This is a genomic window from uncultured Clostridium sp. (assembly GCF_900547735.1).
Lineage (GTDB): Bacteria > Bacillota > Clostridia > Lachnospirales > Lachnospiraceae > Otoolea.
On sequence record NZ_URHZ01000008.1, the window covers coordinates 21778 to 40824 of the forward strand.

At 50.3% G+C, this 19047-nt stretch carries 14 protein-coding genes and 1 other annotated feature; of the genes, 3 read left to right on the top strand and 11 right to left on the bottom strand.

The genetic code is table 11. The annotated features are described in order from the left end of the window. Positions 1–11 precede the first annotated feature (11 nt). From QZT18_RS03915 to QZT18_RS03935, 5 genes are all read right to left on the bottom strand, one after another. Complete coding sequence (locus QZT18_RS03915) at positions 12–899, bottom strand: ABC transporter permease (protein WP_294144739.1); 888 nt, start codon at positions 897–899, stop codon at positions 12–14. A gap of 12 nt (positions 900–911) precedes the next feature. Further along, the gene (locus QZT18_RS03920) at positions 912–1922 is read right to left on the bottom strand and encodes an ABC transporter permease (RefSeq protein ID WP_294144741.1); all 1011 of its coding nucleotides are present in this window, start codon (positions 1920–1922) and stop codon (positions 912–914) included. Positions 1923–2003: 81 nt separating this feature from the next. Further along, positions 2004–3608 (bottom strand): ABC transporter substrate-binding protein, encoded by a 1605-nt coding sequence (locus QZT18_RS03925; RefSeq protein ID WP_294144743.1) that lies wholly within the window; start codon positions 3606–3608, stop codon positions 2004–2006. A gap of 49 nt (positions 3609–3657) precedes the next feature. Beyond that, positions 3658–4671: a pyridoxal-phosphate dependent enzyme gene (locus QZT18_RS03930; protein ID WP_294144745.1), complete on the bottom strand. Its 1014-nt coding sequence runs from the start codon at positions 4669–4671 to the stop codon at positions 3658–3660. A 188-nt stretch (positions 4672–4859) separates the two neighbouring features. Beyond that, entirely contained in the window at positions 4860–7007 is a 2148-nt protein-coding gene (locus QZT18_RS03935) for a sigma-54-dependent Fis family transcriptional regulator (RefSeq protein ID WP_294144747.1), read from the bottom strand. 195 nt (positions 7008–7202) lie between these two features. Between QZT18_RS03935 and QZT18_RS03940 the strand changes: the two genes are divergently transcribed. After that, a complete protein-coding gene (locus QZT18_RS03940; protein WP_294144748.1) occupies positions 7203–7907 on the top strand; it encodes a DUF1847 domain-containing protein in 705 nt (234 codons plus the stop codon). 126 nt (positions 7908–8033) lie between these two features. Here the strand turns inward: QZT18_RS03940 and QZT18_RS03945 are convergent, their stop codons facing one another. The 4 genes from QZT18_RS03945 to QZT18_RS03960 all read right to left on the bottom strand — a co-directional run bounded on the left by QZT18_RS03945 (position 8034) and on the right by QZT18_RS03960 (position 14285). Beyond that, positions 8034–8642, bottom strand: coding sequence for a radical SAM protein (locus tag QZT18_RS03945; protein WP_294144750.1), 609 nt, complete (start codon positions 8640–8642; stop codon positions 8034–8036). Continuing rightward, entirely contained in the window at positions 8639–9949 is a 1311-nt protein-coding gene (gene amrA, locus QZT18_RS03950; protein WP_294144753.1) for an AmmeMemoRadiSam system protein A, read from the bottom strand. Before amrA ends, QZT18_RS03945 begins: the two co-directional genes overlap by 4 nt. Before the next feature lie 245 nt (positions 9950–10194). Next, positions 10195–12204, bottom strand: a complete 2010-nt coding sequence (locus QZT18_RS03955) for a 2-isopropylmalate synthase (RefSeq protein ID WP_366925786.1) — start codon at positions 12202–12204, stop codon at positions 10195–10197. 141 nt (positions 12205–12345) lie between these two features. Further along, positions 12346–12595 (bottom strand) — a binding site (T-box leader). Positions 12596–12722: 127 nt separating this feature from the next. Then, on the bottom strand, positions 12723–14285 hold the full coding sequence (locus QZT18_RS03960) for an MATE family efflux transporter (RefSeq protein ID WP_294144758.1): 1563 nt from the start codon (positions 14283–14285) through the stop codon (positions 12723–12725). Between the two features lie 266 nt (positions 14286–14551). On the opposite strand from QZT18_RS03960, the gene QZT18_RS03965 reads away from it, so the two are divergent. Both QZT18_RS03965 and QZT18_RS03970 read left to right on the top strand, forming a co-directional pair. After that, on the top strand, positions 14552–14830 hold the full coding sequence (locus QZT18_RS03965) for an autorepressor SdpR family transcription factor (protein ID WP_294144782.1): 279 nt from the start codon (positions 14552–14554) through the stop codon (positions 14828–14830). After that, the gene (locus tag QZT18_RS03970; RefSeq protein ID WP_294144784.1) at positions 14820–15473 is read left to right on the top strand and encodes an SdpI family protein; all 654 of its coding nucleotides are present in this window, start codon (positions 14820–14822) and stop codon (positions 15471–15473) included. The genes QZT18_RS03965 and QZT18_RS03970 overlap by 11 nt, the downstream gene beginning before the upstream one ends. 124 nt (positions 15474–15597) lie before the next feature. Here QZT18_RS03970 and QZT18_RS03975 read toward each other — a convergent pair whose 3' ends face one another. After that, positions 15598–16962 carry a sodium:solute symporter gene (locus QZT18_RS03975; protein ID WP_294144786.1) on the bottom strand — a complete coding sequence of 455 codons (1365 nt, stop codon included), beginning with the start codon at positions 16960–16962 and terminating at the stop codon, positions 15598–15600. An 89-nt stretch (positions 16963–17051) separates the two neighbouring features. Next, complete coding sequence (locus QZT18_RS03980) at positions 17052–19022, bottom strand: FAD-dependent oxidoreductase (protein WP_294144789.1); 1971 nt, start codon at positions 19020–19022, stop codon at positions 17052–17054. Positions 19023–19047: the final 25 nt, after the last annotated feature.

The window sequence follows — 19047 nt, forward strand, 5'->3', positions numbered from 1 at the left end:
ATGCCGCCCTCCTAATTCTTTAAACGTGGATCCAGCGCATCCCGCAGGCCGTCACCAAAGAGATTCAGCGAATAAATCGTCATCATAATCATCAGACCCGGGAATGTAACTATATACCAGTAATCCCGGATATACTGACGACCTGCCGAAAGCATGCCGCCCCAGTCCGGTATCGGCGGCTGGATTCCAAGGCCGATAAAGCTTAAGCCCGCCGCATCCAGAATGGCCGTTGCCACTCCGATGGTTGCCTGTACGATCATCGGCGCCAGGCAGTTGGGCAGAATATGGAACAAAATAATATGGAAATCACTGGCTCCAACCGCCCGGGCCGCCTCCACAAATTCCTGATCCTTGACCGACAGAATCTGTGCGCGCACCACTCTGGCATACCGCGGAATTTCACTGACTCCGATGGCTATCATCAGATTAAACAGTCCCTGCCCGAGCATGGCCGCGATGGAGATCGCCAGTAGAATACTGGGAATCGAAAGGACAATGTCAATGGCGCGCATGATCACATTGTCCAGCACATTGCCGTAATATCCCGCAATAGAGCCAAGAATTGTTCCGAATACAACGGAAATGCTCACGGAAACAAGACCGACCGCCAGCGAGATACGGCTTCCGTAGATCACGCGGCTCAGTATATCACGGCCCAGGTTATCGGTTCCGAATGGAAACTCCCGGCAAGGAAATATAAATCTCCGGCTCAGCAACTGATCATCATATCCGTATGGTGCGATAACGGGCGCCAGAACGGCACAGATAATCAGGAGAATAATGACAATCAGACCCAACATGGCCGCCTTATTCTTTTTCAGTCTGCGCCAGATTCCTTTTAGCTGGCTCTGCCGCTTTCTGGCCCCAGTTCCGTTCTTTTTTACATCTGCTGCCAACACAAAGCCACCCCCTTATTTTCTATCTGTTTCCTGATTCGCCGTCTGAACCGCTTCGCGGCTCACGGTCCGTGTGTTTTCTTTTCTTCGTTTCTGCGCCTTATACTGTGATTTTATCCTTGGGTCAATAAAGGCGTATAAAAGATCGACGACAAGATTGACCAGGCTGACCACAATGGCTACAAACAGGACACCGCCCTGCACCACCGGATAATTCCGGGCATTGATCGCATCCACCATCATTTTCCCGAGTCCGGGGATGGAGAAAATCGTCTCCGCCATGACGGCTCCGCCAAGCAGGCCGCCGAAGGACAGGCCGGCTACGGTGATAATGGGAATCAGTGCATTTTTAAGCGCATGCTTTACAATTACGACCCGCTCCGTCTGTCCTTTGGCCCTGGCCGTGCGGATATAATCCTGCCGCAGGACTTCCAGCATACTGGAACGCGTCATTCGCATAATTGTAGAAGCGGTGCTGGGTCCGATGGCCAGCACAGGCAGAACCCAGTAGCGCGGACCGGAAAAACCGGATGCAGGCAGAACCCGGAGCCAGACGGCAAATACGATAATTAACATTAGTCCCTGCCAGAACGTCGGCATCGACACGCCTAACAGAGACAGCCCCGTGGCCAAATTGTCGAATATGGAATACTGTTTGGTCGCCGCGATTACGCCTGCCACAATTCCGATAATCAGCGCCAGCGTGATACTCAATGTTGCCAGCAAAAGCGTTGTCGGGAAGCGATCGAGAATTTCTTCCAGAACCGGACGCTTGGTTGAATAGGAAATTCCCAGATCTCCCTCCGTGACGATTCCTTTAATGTACTTTCCATAGCGGACGAGAAACGGTTCATTTAACCCCATTTCCTCCCGCAGCTCCTCCACAACGGATTCCTCTGCACGCTCTCCCAGCAGCATTCTCGCCGGATCGCCCGGTGTGAAATACATCATTGTAAAAATAACAAAAGAGATGCCAAGCAAAACCGGCAGCATCATAAATAAACGTCTGACTATATAACGATACAACGATATTTCACCTCACTTTGCAGCTGCCATACAGCCGCGTTTTCCGTTTTCTGCATGGCAGCATATCACTATGTCATTTCATTATTCATGTACAATAACCTTGGCCAGATTCGGCGTGTTTCCCGGGCTGCATTCCAGATTTTCGACTTTTGCGGAAGTCGCATAGACAACATCGGAGAATGCAATCGGGATCATGTAATGTGTATCCCACATATATTTCTGTGCTTCTTTATATAATGCGGCACGTTCGGTTTCATCGTAAATCGTGCGTCCTTCGTCCAGATATGCGTCGATCTTATCGTCATTTCCCTGTAAAACGCCGCCGTAGCCGCTCTTCCATAGACCCAATGCCTGATCCGGATCCCCGGAGCTGGCCGTAAATGCGGAGATTCCAAGCTGTACTTCACCGGCTGCTTCCTGCTCTGCAAAGGATGCATATTCCATGATATCGACTTTGGCATTCACGCCCACTGCCTTCCACATATTCTGGGCGATTTCCAGAATATCCACAAACTGTGTATTATCATATCCTTTTACCGTAATGTCCAGACCGTTCTCATAACCGGCTTCTTTCAGAAGCGCTTTTGCCTGATCCGGATCATAGGGGTTGATTCCCATCGATACATAACCAAAGATATTGGGTGACATAACGGAATCCGAAGTTTTTGCGGTGCCTGTAAATACGGCGTCTACAATCGAGTCCATATCCAGGGCGTATGCCAGAGCCTGGCGCACACGGATGTCTTTCATCACCGGATCTTCCATGCTGATACTGATATAGGTGTGTTTCAGGCCTGTTCCGCTGACAAGGCGCAGTTCCTGGTTCTCTTTGATTCTGTCAATATCGTTTGTGGAAACATCGTAGATCAGGTCAACTCCGCCTGTTTCCAGCTCAATCGTCCTGTTGGCCGGTTCTGCGATAAATTTGATGAGAAGTGTCTTATAAGTTGGCTTCTCTCCCCAGTAATCTTCGTTGCGTTCCAGTTCGATACTGGTTCCCGTTGTCCAGTTTTTCATTTTTAGAGGACCGGAACCTACAGGATTGCGGCCGAACTCATCGTCGCCCATTTCCTCGACAGCTTTCTTACAGAGAATTCCACCTTCCGGCGCGGACAGGAAGTTGAAAATCGGAGCCATCGGCTCTTTCAGCTTCAGCTCTAAGGTCACATCGTCAATCACCTTTGTATTTTCCGTGTCAATGGACTGGAACAGAGGAGCGCTTCCCGATTTTTCGCTGGCGCGCACCAGTGTGTAACGCACGTCCTCGGCGGTCATTTTTTCGCCGTTATGAAAGATTACGTCGTCACGAAGCGTAAAGCGGATTGTGGTGTCATCCACGTTTTCCCAGCTTGTGGCTACGGATGGAACCAGATTTCCGTCCTCATCCTTTACCACCAGGAAATCGTATATTTCACGGCGCACCGCCTCGGAAACAAGCTGGGTGTTCAGATGCGGATCCAGGCTGGCCGGTTCGTCCCTAATCGCGACGGACAGCGTGTCTTTAAATTCGGAGCCTTTTGCCCCGGAATCGCCGGCTCCGGCGCTTTCTTCCGATTCTGCCGGTGCGCTTTTTTCAGGAGCGGCGCCCGTTTTCCCGGAACCGCAGCCCGTCAGAATTAAAGCGGCCGCCGTAATCAGTACAAAGCTTTTTTTCATCAGGCTTTTCTTAACAAAATTTTTCTTCATAATCTCCCTCTCTTTCTCTTGTGTGTTTTTGTTACTCCTCACATTCTGTTTATTCTTCAAACTGGGCAAACAGCGAGCCAAATCCTCCCGTATGCAGGAAGCATACATTGCCCTCTGTCTTTCCTTTTCGAATCCGGTCAATCATGCCTGCCATTACTTTGCTGTTATAGACATTTTCAAGGTACAGGCCTTCCTCCGCCGGGAATTGTAACACCATTCCGGAACTTTCGGGCGTATTGCTTCCCCAGCCTCCGCCCCTGTAATCATCAAGGATAATGAAACCTTCCTCCGTTCCCCGTTCAAAGGACAATCCCGTTATTTTCTCCACCTGGGAGAGCGCCGATTCTATTCCTTCCGACAGCAGGATTCTGTCGTCATCCACGCTGATTACATTAATGCGGAACGGACACCCTAGCTGCGCGTTTCCGAAGATCAGTCCGGCCGCCACTCCGCCGTTGCCTCCGGGTACAAACAAATCGCGGATCCCCAGTTTCTGTTCCTCATTCTGGCGCATCAGCTCCACCGCCGCATTCACATATCCAAGCGCCCCAAAACCGGTTGTGGCTCCATTTTCAATGACATACGGGTTCCTCCCCTGGGCACGGTATGCCTCGCACAGGTTTGATACGTACTCGTCTCTCCGGGGGCGGCTGATTGCTCCTGCATAATACGTCTTGACCTGGCTCAAATGGTTAAGCAGTTCGTTTCCGCAGAATTTTTCAGGTTTTTCACCATTGTGGACGATGACGCATTCGACTCTCAGCCTTGCGCAGGCATTGGCTGCAAGCGTACACAGGTTGGACTGCATCGGACCCGAAACTATTACGAGATCGTGATGTCCGTCCAACACCTGCTTCATAATAAATTCAAGGCTGCGGACCTTATTTCCCCCGGGTCCCAATCCGGTCATATCATCTCTTTTAATAAAGATTTTCCCAAACTCAAGCGTCTCCTCCAGATTGTACAATCGGTGCAGCGGCGTGGGGAAAATTCCTATTTCAGTTTTCCCAATCTTTTGCAGGCAGCCGTTCAGCCGCTCCATTTCCGTATCGGTGATGACCATCGTATTCCCTCCCTTCTCTTTACTCTATAAAACAGCAATTTGCGTGCCAAATTTTAAAAAAACAAAATTCAGCACGCAAACTCAACAAAAATCAGCTTTTTTAAGTTGTTCTTGACGATTGCACAGAAAAGACAGGCTTTTTTCTCCTTCATTTTCAGGTTGTTCTGGTTGTTTATTCAACCAGATATTCATGTAAACATGACAGTACGGAACGTACCATCCCGTTTTTTCTCTCCTTTTACCTCCCGCTCCATATATCTCAGCGCTCTGGCTCCAAAATCGGTGATGGCCGTCCCGCCTCTTCCCGGGAATATCTGCACCATCGTATAATTGGACAGATTCTTTAATATGGTTCTCACCTCCTGCTCCGTACAGCGCAGTCCCTTCAGCGCCATCCGGTCACTGATACTTTTGCGTCCCAGTTTTTCTCCCTCTTCTTCCCCCTCCTGCAGGACGCGGAGCACTGCGGTATAACGTCTTCCCTGGCTGCCGAACTGACGCAGAAACTGTTTCATCAATGTCTCTTCCTCATCCCTCAGGCAGGGTTCTTCCTGAATCTCATCATCGTCCATCAACTGCAGGACATCTTTGACATCCATCTTCTGTTTTCCGAAATACATCAGGCGCTCTGCAAAATTGCTGAGTTCGCGTACATTGCCCTCCCAGCGGCCGCGGCAGATTGCATCCATCGCCTCCTTTGTAAATTCAAAGTTCGTCTTGAATTTTTCCTGGAACCGCTCCAGCAGGATGGGTATGTCTCCCCTTCTCTGGCAGAGAGGGGGAAGCTGCAGTGACAGCACATTGAGGCGGTAATAAAGATCCTGCCGGAACTGATTTTTCCGCACCAGTTCCTTCAGGTTTTTATTGCTGGCCGAGATAATGCGCACATCGATATTAATAACCCGGTCTCCTCCGATTCTGATAATCTCTTTTTCCTGCAGCACGCGGAGCAGCCTGGTCTGTAAGGCAAAGTTCATTTCACTGATTTCATCTAAAAACAGGGTTCCCTTGTCGGCCAGCTCAAAGTAACCAACCTTTCCTCCTTTTTTTGCTCCTGTGAAGGCGCCTTCATTGTAGCCGAACAATTCACTTTCCAGCAGGTTCTCCGGAATGGAGGCACAGTTAATCGCAATAAAGGGATTATCCTTTCTGTTGGAACTGTTATGGATGGACTGGGCAAACAGCTCTTTCCCCGTACCGCTCTGGCCGTAGATTAGAACGGCGGAATCGGAATAGGCCATCTTTCTGGCCGTCTCCTTCAGCATCGTGATACCGGCGCTCTTTCCGACAATATCATCAAATGTATACTTGGCAGCATAGCCGCGGGAAACAATCTGACGGCGGATGGTATACTGCTCCTTCTCAATATCCGTGAATCTTTTAATCAGAATCAGATGGCCCGAAATTCCCTCCGGATCGGAAAGCGGATAGACCGAAATAGACAGAAGCTGTTCCTCAAAAGTGATAATCCGATCCTTCAGCGATTCCGCTTCCTCCGGGAACCCCTTAAACGCCTCATCCCCAATCTTCGGCACCAGTTTCGCCAGCGGAGCAATCGTCTCCTCCAGCGTGCAGCCCAGAATCTGCTCCTGCCTCCGGTTCAGAATCTTTTCGGCCGACTTATTGATAAAATTGATCTTCCTGCTGCGGTTCAGGGTAATAATACTGCCGTCAAATATTTTCATCACCAGATTCAGCTTCTTTTCCATCGAACTGACCTCATCCAGAAGCTGCTCCGTGCCGTAGTCCGCCTTTGCCAGTGTCTGAAAGTAATTCTCAAATACCGCGGTCTGAAGCAGATACTCCAGATTGAGCCTGGTCGCAACGTTTACAATCGTCCTGGTGGATAGAACCCGGTCCTGCAGATCGATCACGTCGGTAACCCAGGGCGGAACCAGATCCCGTTCTCCCGGCGTTATGGCGAGACTGCAGGCGGGAGGTTCCTTCATCCCGGGATAAAACGGCACTATTTCCACATGGGAAATCCCTGAGTTATAAATCAGGCCGATCGTCTCCACCGCCATCTCCAGCGTAATATTTACAAGCATCGCCTTGGTGCCGGACGGCAGCATCTTCATCTGGTTCAGCGACTGCTTTTTCAGTGTGATATCGGCAATAAAGATATCATCGCAGTTGCGCACGTACCGTTTAACAAGATCGTAGACTCCATGTGTGGAAACCAGAATCAGGTCGGCCGTAATCCCCATCAGGATGCCGGGACCGTCTTCCACCGAATAGACCTCCGTTTCCAGGTGCTCCTGAAACAGGTTCTTCAGTTCGTCCGCGTAGAACTGTGCTATATTTCTTTGATTGGTTACCACTGCTATCTTCTTCATTACGGGTTTTCTCCTCTTTGCGGGTAAGTCTCCATTCCTTCTTGTGGGATTGACTGGTCTTGTCGGATTTTGTCTGATATTGCTATTATAAATACTTTCACATGGCAGGACAAGGAATTTAATTATTTGACACCCCAATCCCCGCCATATATACTGAATAAAAAGACATCTTTAATTCAAAGGAGGCTGTCACATATGGATAACACAGAAAGAACGAACACGCCGCAGACACCGGCTCAAAACGATTCCCAGGCTGCGGATACATGTCATGTTCCCAAGCTGCACACCTGTACGGACTGCGGTCTTTTAGGCTGCGGTACTGAAGACGGCAGTTACCCGCCGTTCTGCCTGACCGAACAGGCCGACAGGGACGAGCTGGACGAGATTGCTTCTCTTTACGCATCCGACACGATCGACGGAAGGATGGCGAGAGCTTCCGCTAAAATCGAGGGAAATTATTACTGCCAGAAGACCCGGGTGGAGGAGACCGTCCTCTTTATCAAGGCCATTGGTGCAAAACGCGTGGGGATTGCTACCTGCTCCGGGCTGATTAATGAGGCTAAAACATTTGCCAGGATACTGAAGAAAAACGGAATTGATTATGTAAGCGTAATCTGCAAGGTGGGCAGCCGCGATAAGAAGGAGATGGGCCTCGCCGAGGAAGATAAGATTCATCCGAACCAGTTTGAGCCTATGTGCAATCCCGTTCTGCAGGCCCGCTATCTGAACCGGGCAGGCACTGATTTGAATATTGTCATCGGCTTATGCGTCGGCCATGACGCCCTGTTCAATAAGCACTCCGAAGCTCCGGTCACAACTCTGATTGCAAAAGACCGTGTTCTGGCGCATAATCCTGTGGCGGCGCTGTACTGTCATTATTATGATAAGCTTTATAAATAGGAGTTTGAATGAGCGGGAGTTCTACTAAGCGGCAGTCTCACTTACAAAGCCGGAGGAATCATTTCCTCCGGCTTCACCGCTGTCATTCGTTTCAGTATGCGATCCTGATGATCCATTTACCGCCATTCAGCAGTTTCCCACCTTCACAAACCTCAGATAGCCTCTGGCTGTATCCGCCAGCCGTAGCAGTGTCTCAATGTTTGTCGCTTCCCGGTCCGTCATCCTGTATCTGGGGAAAAACCGGTTCAGATGAAGCGGGATATCCGGCCGGATCGATGCAAGCCACCGGGCCAGTTCCTCTATCTCTTCCTCCGAATCATTGAGTCCCGGAATTACAAGCGTTGTCACCTCCACATGGCTTTTCCCGGCCGCGGTGACGATGAACCTCTTCACATCCTCCAGGCTGCCGTGAACCATCCGGTAAAACTCCGGGCTCAGATCACGGATGGGCAGCGCTCCGCTCAAAATCTCCTCCTCTCCTGCCATGGAAATCTCATAGTTCTGGCAGAAAGGACAGGAAAAACTGCAGCCGTAGCTTCCAAGTGACAATATGCGGCTCCCCGGATAGAAATAGTGGAGCGGCTTCTTTTCAATCGGATCCAGGGAGACCGAAGTCACTTTCCCATAGGCATTGCTTTTAATCTGTCCGCCCCGGTTATATCTCACCCTGCACAGGCCTGTCCGGCCTTCCTCCGGCATACAGTGGTTTGCACATACATTACAGGCTGTTTTCAATAATGTCTCACCACCTCAAAACGTTCCAGTTTATAGTCTTCTTCCTCGTCGATTCCGGCCTTTTTAAGGGCGATAAAAATCTGCTGTTCCACCGTATCGACCCCCTCCAGGTTGGGAAGGAGAAGCCCCCTTCTCCGCCCGCAGCTCACGATGACGCCGTATCGCTTTACATCCAGTTCTTTTATTGCGTGAACGGGTTCGGCCTCCCCCAGCACATCCACGGTGCAGATAATTTCAGGAAGTTCCTCTCTTTTTACCTCCGGAAATCTGGGATCATAGATTCCAGCGCTGACCGCATTATCGATGATTTCAAGCGCCACATTCTTTTGTACTCCCTGGATTGTCCCGATGCATCCCCGCAGTTCCCCGTCCTTTTTCAGGGAAACAAATACTCCGGCCCGGGTTTTAAGCATCTCCTCCGGCACTTTAAAGGATGCCTGTTCCGGCTCCTGCATTTCACGGCCGTTCTCCAGAAAACAGGTCAGGGATTCCCTGGCCAGCGCCACATAGGCGTCCTGGAATGCGGCCACCGCGTAGCCCACTCCAAACGGCCCCTCATACGACAGGAGACGTGAGCGAAGTGTCTTTCCTTCGAGGCATCCGGCCATGATACAAAAGGCGCGATGACCGCATTCTCCCGCTTTCCCGCAGAACTCTTCCGAAAATTCAAGCATCCGGTGCAGCTCTCCTCCCGCCATGATCTCCGTTACTCTCCGGTCATACTCCGGTCCCTCTTTTGTGTATTCATAAGGGCCGCTGTCCAGCAGGCAGTGCGAAAGATCGCCGCTGGCGATTACCACAATCCTGCGTTCCAGCCTCCCGGCCGCCTCCGCAATACAGCGTCCAAGCCTGAAATGTTCCTCAAACGGAAGACCCGAAAGACCGATCCTGACCACCTTAAAATCCTTCATCTCCCTGTTCAGGAAATAGAGCGGTATCATTGTGGCATGGTCAAGCTCCCGTCCTCTCTCCCCTTCCGTCCCCGCCGCGATATTCTCCTCCTCGGCGAGTCCGCAAAGCTCCGCAACAAACTCCGTGTCATAGATACCGCCAATCTCTAAATCCGGGTATCCATAGAGGCCGAAGTCCCCCTTAGCCCGCGTTCCCGGGGATATATGGAAATAGTCCCGGTACATGACGCTGTGCGGTGAGAGAATGACCACCGTATCCGGATGCATGGCGGCGGCCTCCTTCGCAATTTCCCGGTAGGCATCAATGGTTTTCTGAATTCTCCGCTCTTCCCCTCTCCCTATATCCGGCAGGATAAGGGGAGGATGAGGTACAATAAATGCTCCTGCTACCGCCATACGGCACCCTCCTTTTGTGATATGCACACCCTGTTCGCTTTTATATTTTTACGATAACACCGATTGCAAAATTATTCAACCAAAACTCCCCCACACAGGACATCAAGGATTTGGTGTCCTGCATGGGGGAGTATAGACGAGGAGGGCTCCCCTGTCTAATATTGTTATAGTTGACTCCCCTGCCGGCAAGTGGCGGTGCAGAGAACTGTAACACTCATCGTGTTATTCTGCCGTCGGCAGAAGGGTTATACACTGCGGCTCTGCGCCCTGTACTGGCCAGGGGTCATATCATATGTTTTCTTAAACAAACGGTTAAAATGCTCCACCGTCTCATATCCGACGGTCTCCGCAATGGATTCCACCGACTGGTTCGACTCTTTCAGCATTTTTCTCGCCTTTTTAAGTCTCGCCTTTTTGACGGCTTCCTGGAATGTCATTCCCGATTTCTGCCTGATATATCTGGACAGATACGGTTTTGACAAATTAAAACTTTCCGCCAGATTCTCCAGAGTCACGTCGCAGTAATGGCTCTGTACATATTTCATAATATCAACGATTCTCTCTTCCCGGCCCTCTTTCACATTCTGGCTGGCAGCCAGTTTATTGGCGGCTGAGACAAGCGCCTCAATGGAGCTTATAATAATATCCTCATCAATGCCCACGCCCCAGAACATATTGCCCTGGTTCATAATGCCCACGTAGGAAGCTGCCTTGGAGGAAGATCCCCTGGAAACGGCATGCTCTTCGTAAATACTCAGTTCATAGCTCAGGCCGAAATAAAGTTTGATTGCATTGCTGACGGCATCTAACCGGCCGTTTCCTGTGGCCTCAATCACGCGTCTTTCCTTATTCTGCTCAATTGTCACCTGTGCTGCAATTCCTTCCTCGGTCTGTCTGAAATCGTATTCGGTAATATTGAAAATATTTCTCGGTGCAATATAGTGATCCTCGAATATCTGGTAAATCTCCGCGGGAGCCAGTTCCTGATGCTTTCTGTCGGAAACTCCCTTCACGAGGTAGCCTACCTCCTCACGCATCTTATCCGGCACATCGATGCCAAAGTTCTGTTTCAGGATAAAGGCTACTCCGCCCTTGCCGGACTGGCTGTTGATACGGATAACGTCAGACTCATACTCACGTCCGACATCGGCCGGATCGATGGGAAGATACGGAACATCCCATCTCTCTCCGCTCTTTCCTTCTTCTCTCCAGGACATGCCCTTGGAAATAGCATCCTGATGGGAACCGGAAAATGCGGTAAATACGAGATCGCCCGCATACGGCGTCCTCTCATAAACCTTCATGCCGGTCAGGGTCTCATATGTCTCCCTGACTTTTGCAATATTGCTAAAATCCAGCTTCGGCTCCACACCGTGGCAGAACATGTTCATTGCAACCGTGACGAGATCCACGTTACCCGTCCTCTCACCGTTTCCAAAGAGCGTCCCTTCTATACGGTCCGCACCGGCCAGCACTCCCATCTCCGCGTCGCTGATTCCACAGCCTCTGTCATTGTGCGGATGGACACTGAGAACCACGCTGTCCCTGTATTTTAAACATTTATGGATATACTCAACCTGTGAGGCAAATACGTGAGGCATGGCAATCTGGACCGTGGTGGGAATGTTGATAATCACCTTTTTCTCCGGTGTCGGTTTCCACACGTCCAGGACTGCGTTGCAGACTTCCACCGCATAGTCGACCTCTGTTCCCGGGAAACTCTCCGGGCTGTATTCAAATGTAAAGTTACCTTCCGTCGCATCGGCCAGGCTCTTCAAAAGCACGGCGCCGTCCACTGCTATTTTCTTAACCTCGTCGCGTCCCTTCTTAAATACCTGTTCCCTCTGTGCAACAGAGGTGGAATTGTAAAGATGCACGATGGCGTGGGGAGCGCCCTTTACCGCCTCAAATGTCTTTTTGATAATATGTTCTCTCGCCTGGGTCAGCACCTGGATCGTCACATCGTCCGGAATCATGTTCCGCTCGATAAGAGCCCTGATAAACTGGTATTCCGTATCGGAAGCAGCCGGAAAACCGACCTCAATCTCCTTGAATCCAACCTCGACGAGCATTTTGAAAAACTCCAGCTTTTCACTCAGTCCCATCGGCTCCACAAGGGCCTGGTTTCCGTCGCGCAAATCCACGCTGCACCAGATCGGCGCTTTATCAATATAATCTTTTTTCACCCAGTCGTAGGTAACGACCGGGGGCATAAAATAAGATTTACCATACTTTTCCGCTACATTTACATTCATTTTCATTTCCTCCCTTATACGGTTATCGCTATTTCCTGAGAACTTCTGGGGAACTTTTCCGAACAACGAAAAGCACGCTTCGCGAACTTTTCATTGCCGCTCAAAAAAAGTCCCCATAAAAATGTTTACCCGAAACATTTTTATAGAGACGCAATGTAATCATATACGCGGTACCACTCTATTTCACGGCGCAATCGCCATGCCCTCACCGGCACTTCATGCCATTCCCCTTTCTACGGCGGGAATTCCGTCCGCACCTACCCAATCCCTATGGACCTTCAGCCGGCTGCTCTGAGGCCAGTTCACTGTTTTTCCCCGACCGCCTCGCACCACCCGGCAGCTCTCTGCATTTTCCGTAAAAACAATTACTCTTCCTCTTCTTCGCTTTATTCTATTCAATTTTCGCTGTCAATTTCTGTTGCTTTATAAATGTTAACACACTTCATTTCGGCTTACAAGGTACGAATTTAATCAATTTTCTTGATTTATTTTATCTTTTCAGGGTTTTATGGAGAAAATCATTCCACTCCATCCTGCTTCAGCTCGTTAATACCGGCCGCCTGCAATACTGTTTCCCCCTGTTCCGGTTCTTCCGGGTCCACCGTCTTCCGCTCCGGTCCTTCCAGGTCCACCGTTTTCCGCTCCGGTCCTTCCGGGTCCACCGTCATCCGCTCCGGCTCTTCCAGGCAAAGCTCCTCCCGCCGCATCCTGCGCAGCTCCGACCTTGCCATCGAAATGGCAACCACAGCGGCCACGAGATCGGCAATAGGCCCCGCATACATGATCCCGTCGATCCCGAAAAAAACAGGGAAAATAAGAATCAGCGGAAGCAGAAATAAAAGCTGCCTTGTCAGGGAAAGGAAAATTCCTTTTTTCGGCTTCCCGATGGATGTAAACAGATTGGAGGAAATCGGCTGAACGCAGTTTAAAAACGTAAAAAAGAGATAGATTCTGAAATACTTGGCCGCGAACAGAAAATACTGCTCCGAACCGCGCCCGAACAGGGCGATGATCTGCCTGGGAATTAACTGGAAACAGGCAAAAGACAGCACGGACACAACGGCTCCGCGGCGTATGGCCAGCAGATACACTTCCCGCACTCTGGCGTAATTTTTTGCCCCGTAATTAAAGCTGGCAATTGGCTGCATTCCCTGGGACAGTCCGATTACAACGGAGAAAAACACCTGGTTCACCTTTGTGATAATTCCCGCGCAGGCCAAAGGAACCGATTCCCCATAGGAGGATAACGCCCCGTAGTAGGTCAGCGATTTATTCAACACGATCTGAACAATCATCATCGCAAGCTGGTTAAAAAACGAGGCCGCCCCCAGCGAGGCGAGCAGGCCCGCATATTCTTTTCTAAGAATCAGATGACGCCGCTCTAAACGCACCGTTTTAAATCGGCAGAGATAACGGATTACCAGACATCCCGAAAAGATCTGGCCGATAATGGTAGCCAACGCCGCCCCGGCCATTCCCATGCCAAACCCGAAAATAAAAAGGGGATCAAGAATGGTGTTGATGACCGCTCCCGACAAGTTGTAAATCATGGATTTTCTCGGACTGCCGTCCGCCCTGACCAGATGGCCTCCACCGCTTGTCAGAATCAGAAAGGGAAAACCAAAAGAGGTGATTCCGGTATACGTCCTGGCATAGTCCAGGATATTTTCCGGGGAGCCGAAAAAGCGCAGCAGAGGGGTCAAAAAGATTTGTACCACAATACAGAGCAGAGCGCCGCAGCCCACCATTAATACGGCGGCATTGCCTATAAAGTGAGGCGCCTTCCCGCTGTCCCCCCTCCCCATCGTAAGATTAAAAGCGGAGGCCCCTCCGACTCCGCATAAAAGCGCAATCGCAATGCAGGACGTGCTGAGCGGAAAAGCCACATTCGTCGCCGCATTTCCCAACTCTCCCACACTTCTTCCGATAAAAAACTGATCTACAATATTATATAAAGCTCCCACCAGCATGGCAATAATGCTGGGAACCGCAAATTTCCCAAGCAAACGTCCAACCGGAAGTGTTCCAAGAATATTATCTGATTTTCCCTGAACCGCCTCTCCCATCGTAAAATCCCCCATCTCTTATTCTTCTCATTTCAGTATACTCCCGCGCAGGGCCGGACACAAATACTTTCAGGTAAAAAAGCCGGTTAAAGAATGCGGACGCCTCAACAAATTCCCAAATACAGGAAACACAAAATTCCGGAAACGTATTGACTATCCCATCCAGGCGTGCTATTCTTTAGGCAGAAATACATTTAGACATTTCTCTAAACGTCTAAATGAGACACTCCTGCCTGCCACGGGCAACGGTCTTGGGCGGGCTCAACGGAAGGGAGGTAATTATGGCCTTTGGAGACACCTTTAAAGCATTGTCCGATCCCACCAGACGTGAAATCCTGAACCTGCTGAAGGACGGAGCAATGGCGGCAGGCGATATTGTGGATCATTTTCAGATGACGGGCGCAACGATTTCCCACCACCTGTCTATCCTCAAATCAGCGGGCCTGATTGACGACGAAAAAAACGGGAAATATATTTACTATTCCCTCAATACGACCGTCATGGACGATATTATGAACTGGATATTAACATTGAAAGGGGAGACATCCGATGAAAAATAAGAAACTCAGAATATTAAATTACGCCCTTGCCGTGTTGGGCATTCTCATAACGGCCGCCCTGTATCCGTGGCTTCCCGATAAGATTCCCACAAACTGGGGATTTAACGGTACCGTGACCTACAGTCCGAAACCAACAATCTGGCTATGCTGCGGCCTGCTCCCGTTTATGGCCTTTTTATTTGATAATATGCCCAAAATTGATCCCCGCAAAAGGAATTTGATAAAGTTTGCGCCATATTACGACTCCTTCTGTATTTTCATGCAGTTCTTTCTGCTTGTAATGCTGGGAATCACACTGAGCGAATCATTCTTTCCCGGTCATATTTCGGTAGGCAGAATTGTTACGATCGTTGTTGGAATCCTCTTCATGTTCCTGGGCAACGTCCTGCCGAAGACAAAGAGTAATTTCTACATGGGCCTCAAAACGCCATGGACCTTATCCGACGATGAAATCTGGAGAAAAACCCACCGGCTGGGAGGCAAAACCATGTTTACGGCCGGGGCTCTGTCTTTGATTTTCGGCTGGTCCATGACCGATCAAGGCGGCAAATATATTATCATGGCTCTCCTGCTGGGCAGCATGGCCATTCCCTGTATTATGTCCTATGTCTGGTGGCGTCAAAAAACGGAAAAACCGGATTAAAACATAAACCGGAACAACGAAAAACACGCTTTGCGAACTTTTCATTGTCACTCAACAAGACATAAAAAGAAGCTCTTCGGAATTTTAACATCAAATCCGAAGAGCTTCTTTTTGCCTGCCGTCCTTACTGATTTGCAGGCTCTTTTTCCTGTGTAAAAAGACTGACGGCAACATAGATAATCAGCGAGGGAATAAACGGCGTCAATGAAACATAGGGAATCGGCACGCCGAACTTAGACAGTAATACGACTGCAACGCCGGCCAGTGCGCCTGCAACCGCCCCCTCCTTTGTTCCCTTCTTCCAATACAGAGCGCCCAGAACCATTACCAGAGAGCCTGCATTCTGGAGCGAATAGGCGGACGAGAGCAGGGAAATGATATTTGAAAACTGCAGGGAAATAATGAGGCCGCAGATTCCGACGGCAAAGGTAACCGCCACCGTAATTTTACTGAGCTTCTCCTCATCGGCCTTCGGATTGATAATGCCTGCATAAATATCATGAACCAGGTTCGCCGAGATATTCAGGATAATAATATCCACGGTCGACATAACCGCTGCCAGAATCGCCGCGAGCATAAGGCCTGCCAGGATAGGCGGACATGCGTCGAGAACCACCATAAATAAGATGGAAGCGCTCTCCGCCTCCGGGAAAAGGGCTTTTCCGTACATGCCGATAATAACGGGAATAACGACAAAGGGCAGTGAGGCAACGGCGCCGATAATCGGTGCCCAGAACGCAGTTTTCTCATCTTTACACGATGCATTTCTCTGGAAAGACGGGCCGGAAATTAAACCGATTAAAGCGCTGGGCGCCAGCATCATTAAGAAAGTTTCCGTATCAAAAGGAACGGCCTCGAAATTACTCGGGGGAAGTGCTGCTGAAATAGTGTCGAATCCTCCTTTCATGGCAATGGTAATAATACAGAAACAGGCTCCGAACAGCATTACGACAGCCTGAATGGAGTCGGTCATAACAACGCCCCACATTCCGGAGAATCCACAGTAGAGAATAACAACTACACCAAGTAAAATAATACCGAGCTTGGGGTTCAGTCCCAGAGAGCTGAAAAGAGCCGCTCCGGCCAGGAACTGGGAAGCCATGATTCCAAGGCTGCATGAGATTGCAAGCAGCGCGATAATAACTGCTGCTGCTTTACTGTTGTAACGGTTCATGATTAACTGGGGAATTGTAATAACACCCCTGCGGTGAAGCGCCTTTGACATAACTAAGCCGAAAAGCACCAGTGACAGAACGGAACCAATGCCAAACCACAGGCCTCCGATACCGTAATTAAAACCATTTTGGGCGCCGCCCACGAAAACCCCGTTTCCTACGGTTGAGCCCAAATAGGCACATGCCATGAGAAACAATCCGTTTTTTCCGCCGGCGGTAAGGTAATCTTTCATAGACTGGGATTTTTTACCCCTGAAGCCGATGTACAGCATGCCAGCCATGTAAACTACTAAAACAGCAATAATAATAGTCATATTTTACCCCCTCTGTCGTGATAATATCTTTCACAGTTCCCGGAACGTATCGGGAAAATTGTCCCCGATACGTTCTAAGGTTCTAAGCGTTAATCAATCGAATATCCCGCACAATAGCCGCTTCTCACAGCCTCCATGATGCGGGCGGTGCGCTCACAGTCACCGATAATCCGCAGATCGGGAACAAGTTTATCCCACTCACTGAACATATCGTTGTCCTCGGTCATGCCTGTCGCAATCAGGACGGTATCGGCAGGCAGCATTTTTTCCTCCCCATCCGGACCCGCCGCCAATACGCCGTCATCCAGGATCTCTTTTACCTGCGTGCTGCGCATGGCTGTGATATGAGGCTCTCCGGCAATTACACGGAGCAGGTGCTTCCAGTATACAAAGTGCGCTTCACGGGCAAGTTCAGGCTGCACTTCGACGATCGTAACCTCGTGTCCCTTTGCGGCAAGAGCAAGGGCCTCCTCGCATCCAGCCTGGCCTCCGCCGATCATGACTACATTTTTTCCCGGCTTCAGCTCTTTCTTAAACAGGTCTGTAACGGAATGGACGATGGGCAGGTTCACGCCCGGGATCGGAGGTATCACGGGAACTGCACCGCAGGCGGCAATCAGTACGTCCGGTTTTTCCTCTTTGATAAGCTCTGCCGTAACCGGTGTATTCAGCCTGACTTCCAGGTTCTCCGCCTGCTCTACGTTGGCTATAATACTCTTGCGGTATGCGACCAGATCGCTCTTAAATGGAATGCCGTCCGCATAATACAAGTTCGCGCCCAGGCGGTCCGACTTTTCAAACAGGGTGACCCGATGTCCCCTGCGTGCCGCCGTCAGGGCCGCTTCCATGCCGCCAGGGCCTCCGCCTGCCACCATGACCTTTTTTACCGTATCCGGCGGAGTCTGGTGATGGCTTGTCTCGAACTCACGGCCCAGGGTCGGATTGACGGAACAGCGCAGAGTACCGGAGGAGAAGGGAACATGGGGAATAAAACCGACGCTGTTACAGGAGGAACAGCGCATGCAGTGCACAATTGTATCGGCATGGCCGGTGCGTGCCTTTTTCGGGAAGTCCGGATCCGCCAGGAATGCCCGGGCGGCGACAACGATATCTGCCTTTCCCTTTGCCAGGATGTCTTCCATGATATCCGGGTCGTTCAGGCCTCCTACCACCGCAACCACCGCATGTTTACAGACTTTCTTCACGGCTTCGGAGACATGGGTGTTGCAGCCTCTGGGCGTAAAGACCGTCGGGAACATCCGGCAGGCCGTGTCGGTGAGGTGGAAGGTTCCTGCAGAAATATGGATTATATCGACTTTATCATCCAGCATCTTTGCCAGCTCTACGGTATCCTCTTTGGTAAGTCCGCCGTCCACGGCCTCCTCTCCGCTGACGCGGACTTCCAGTATCATCCTGCTGCCGCATTTCTGCCGGATACGGTCAATGACCATAAGCGGAAAACGCGCCCTGTTTTCAAGGCTTCCTCCGTATTCATCCGTACGGTGGTTATCCAGATTGGATAAAAATTGGGAAAGCAGCCAGCCATGGCCAAGATGAATATTTATAATGTCAATTCCCGCATACTGGGCCATATAAGCGGCATATGCGTATTTATCGGCCGTCTCATTCATCATTGCCTCATCCATTGCTATGACGGATGCCCCGTAAAGATTGGTCATTTCACAGGGGCCGATGATTTTAGAGCCGGAAGGTATGTAGTCGGGATGCGCACGGTTCCCCGAATGAACCAGCTCCACGGAAGCCAGGGCGCCCCACAGGTGGATCGCATCAATGGCGCCCGCCAGAGAGGGAAGGATCACCGGGTGGTCTAAGTGGGAATCATAGGGATGGCAAATATCCACCCTGGAATCTACACCGGCTTCACCCATTGCAACAATACCGGCTCCGCCCTTTGCAATGCTGCTGAAAAATTCCTGTGCCTGCCGCGTATATCTGGGGATCTCTCCCCTGTGGCTCATGGGAGCGCTTGCAATACGGTTTCGTACCCGTCTTCCATTAATTATGATAGGGGAAAACAAATGTGGATAATCACAAGACATAATTTTTTTCCTTCCGTAACGATTC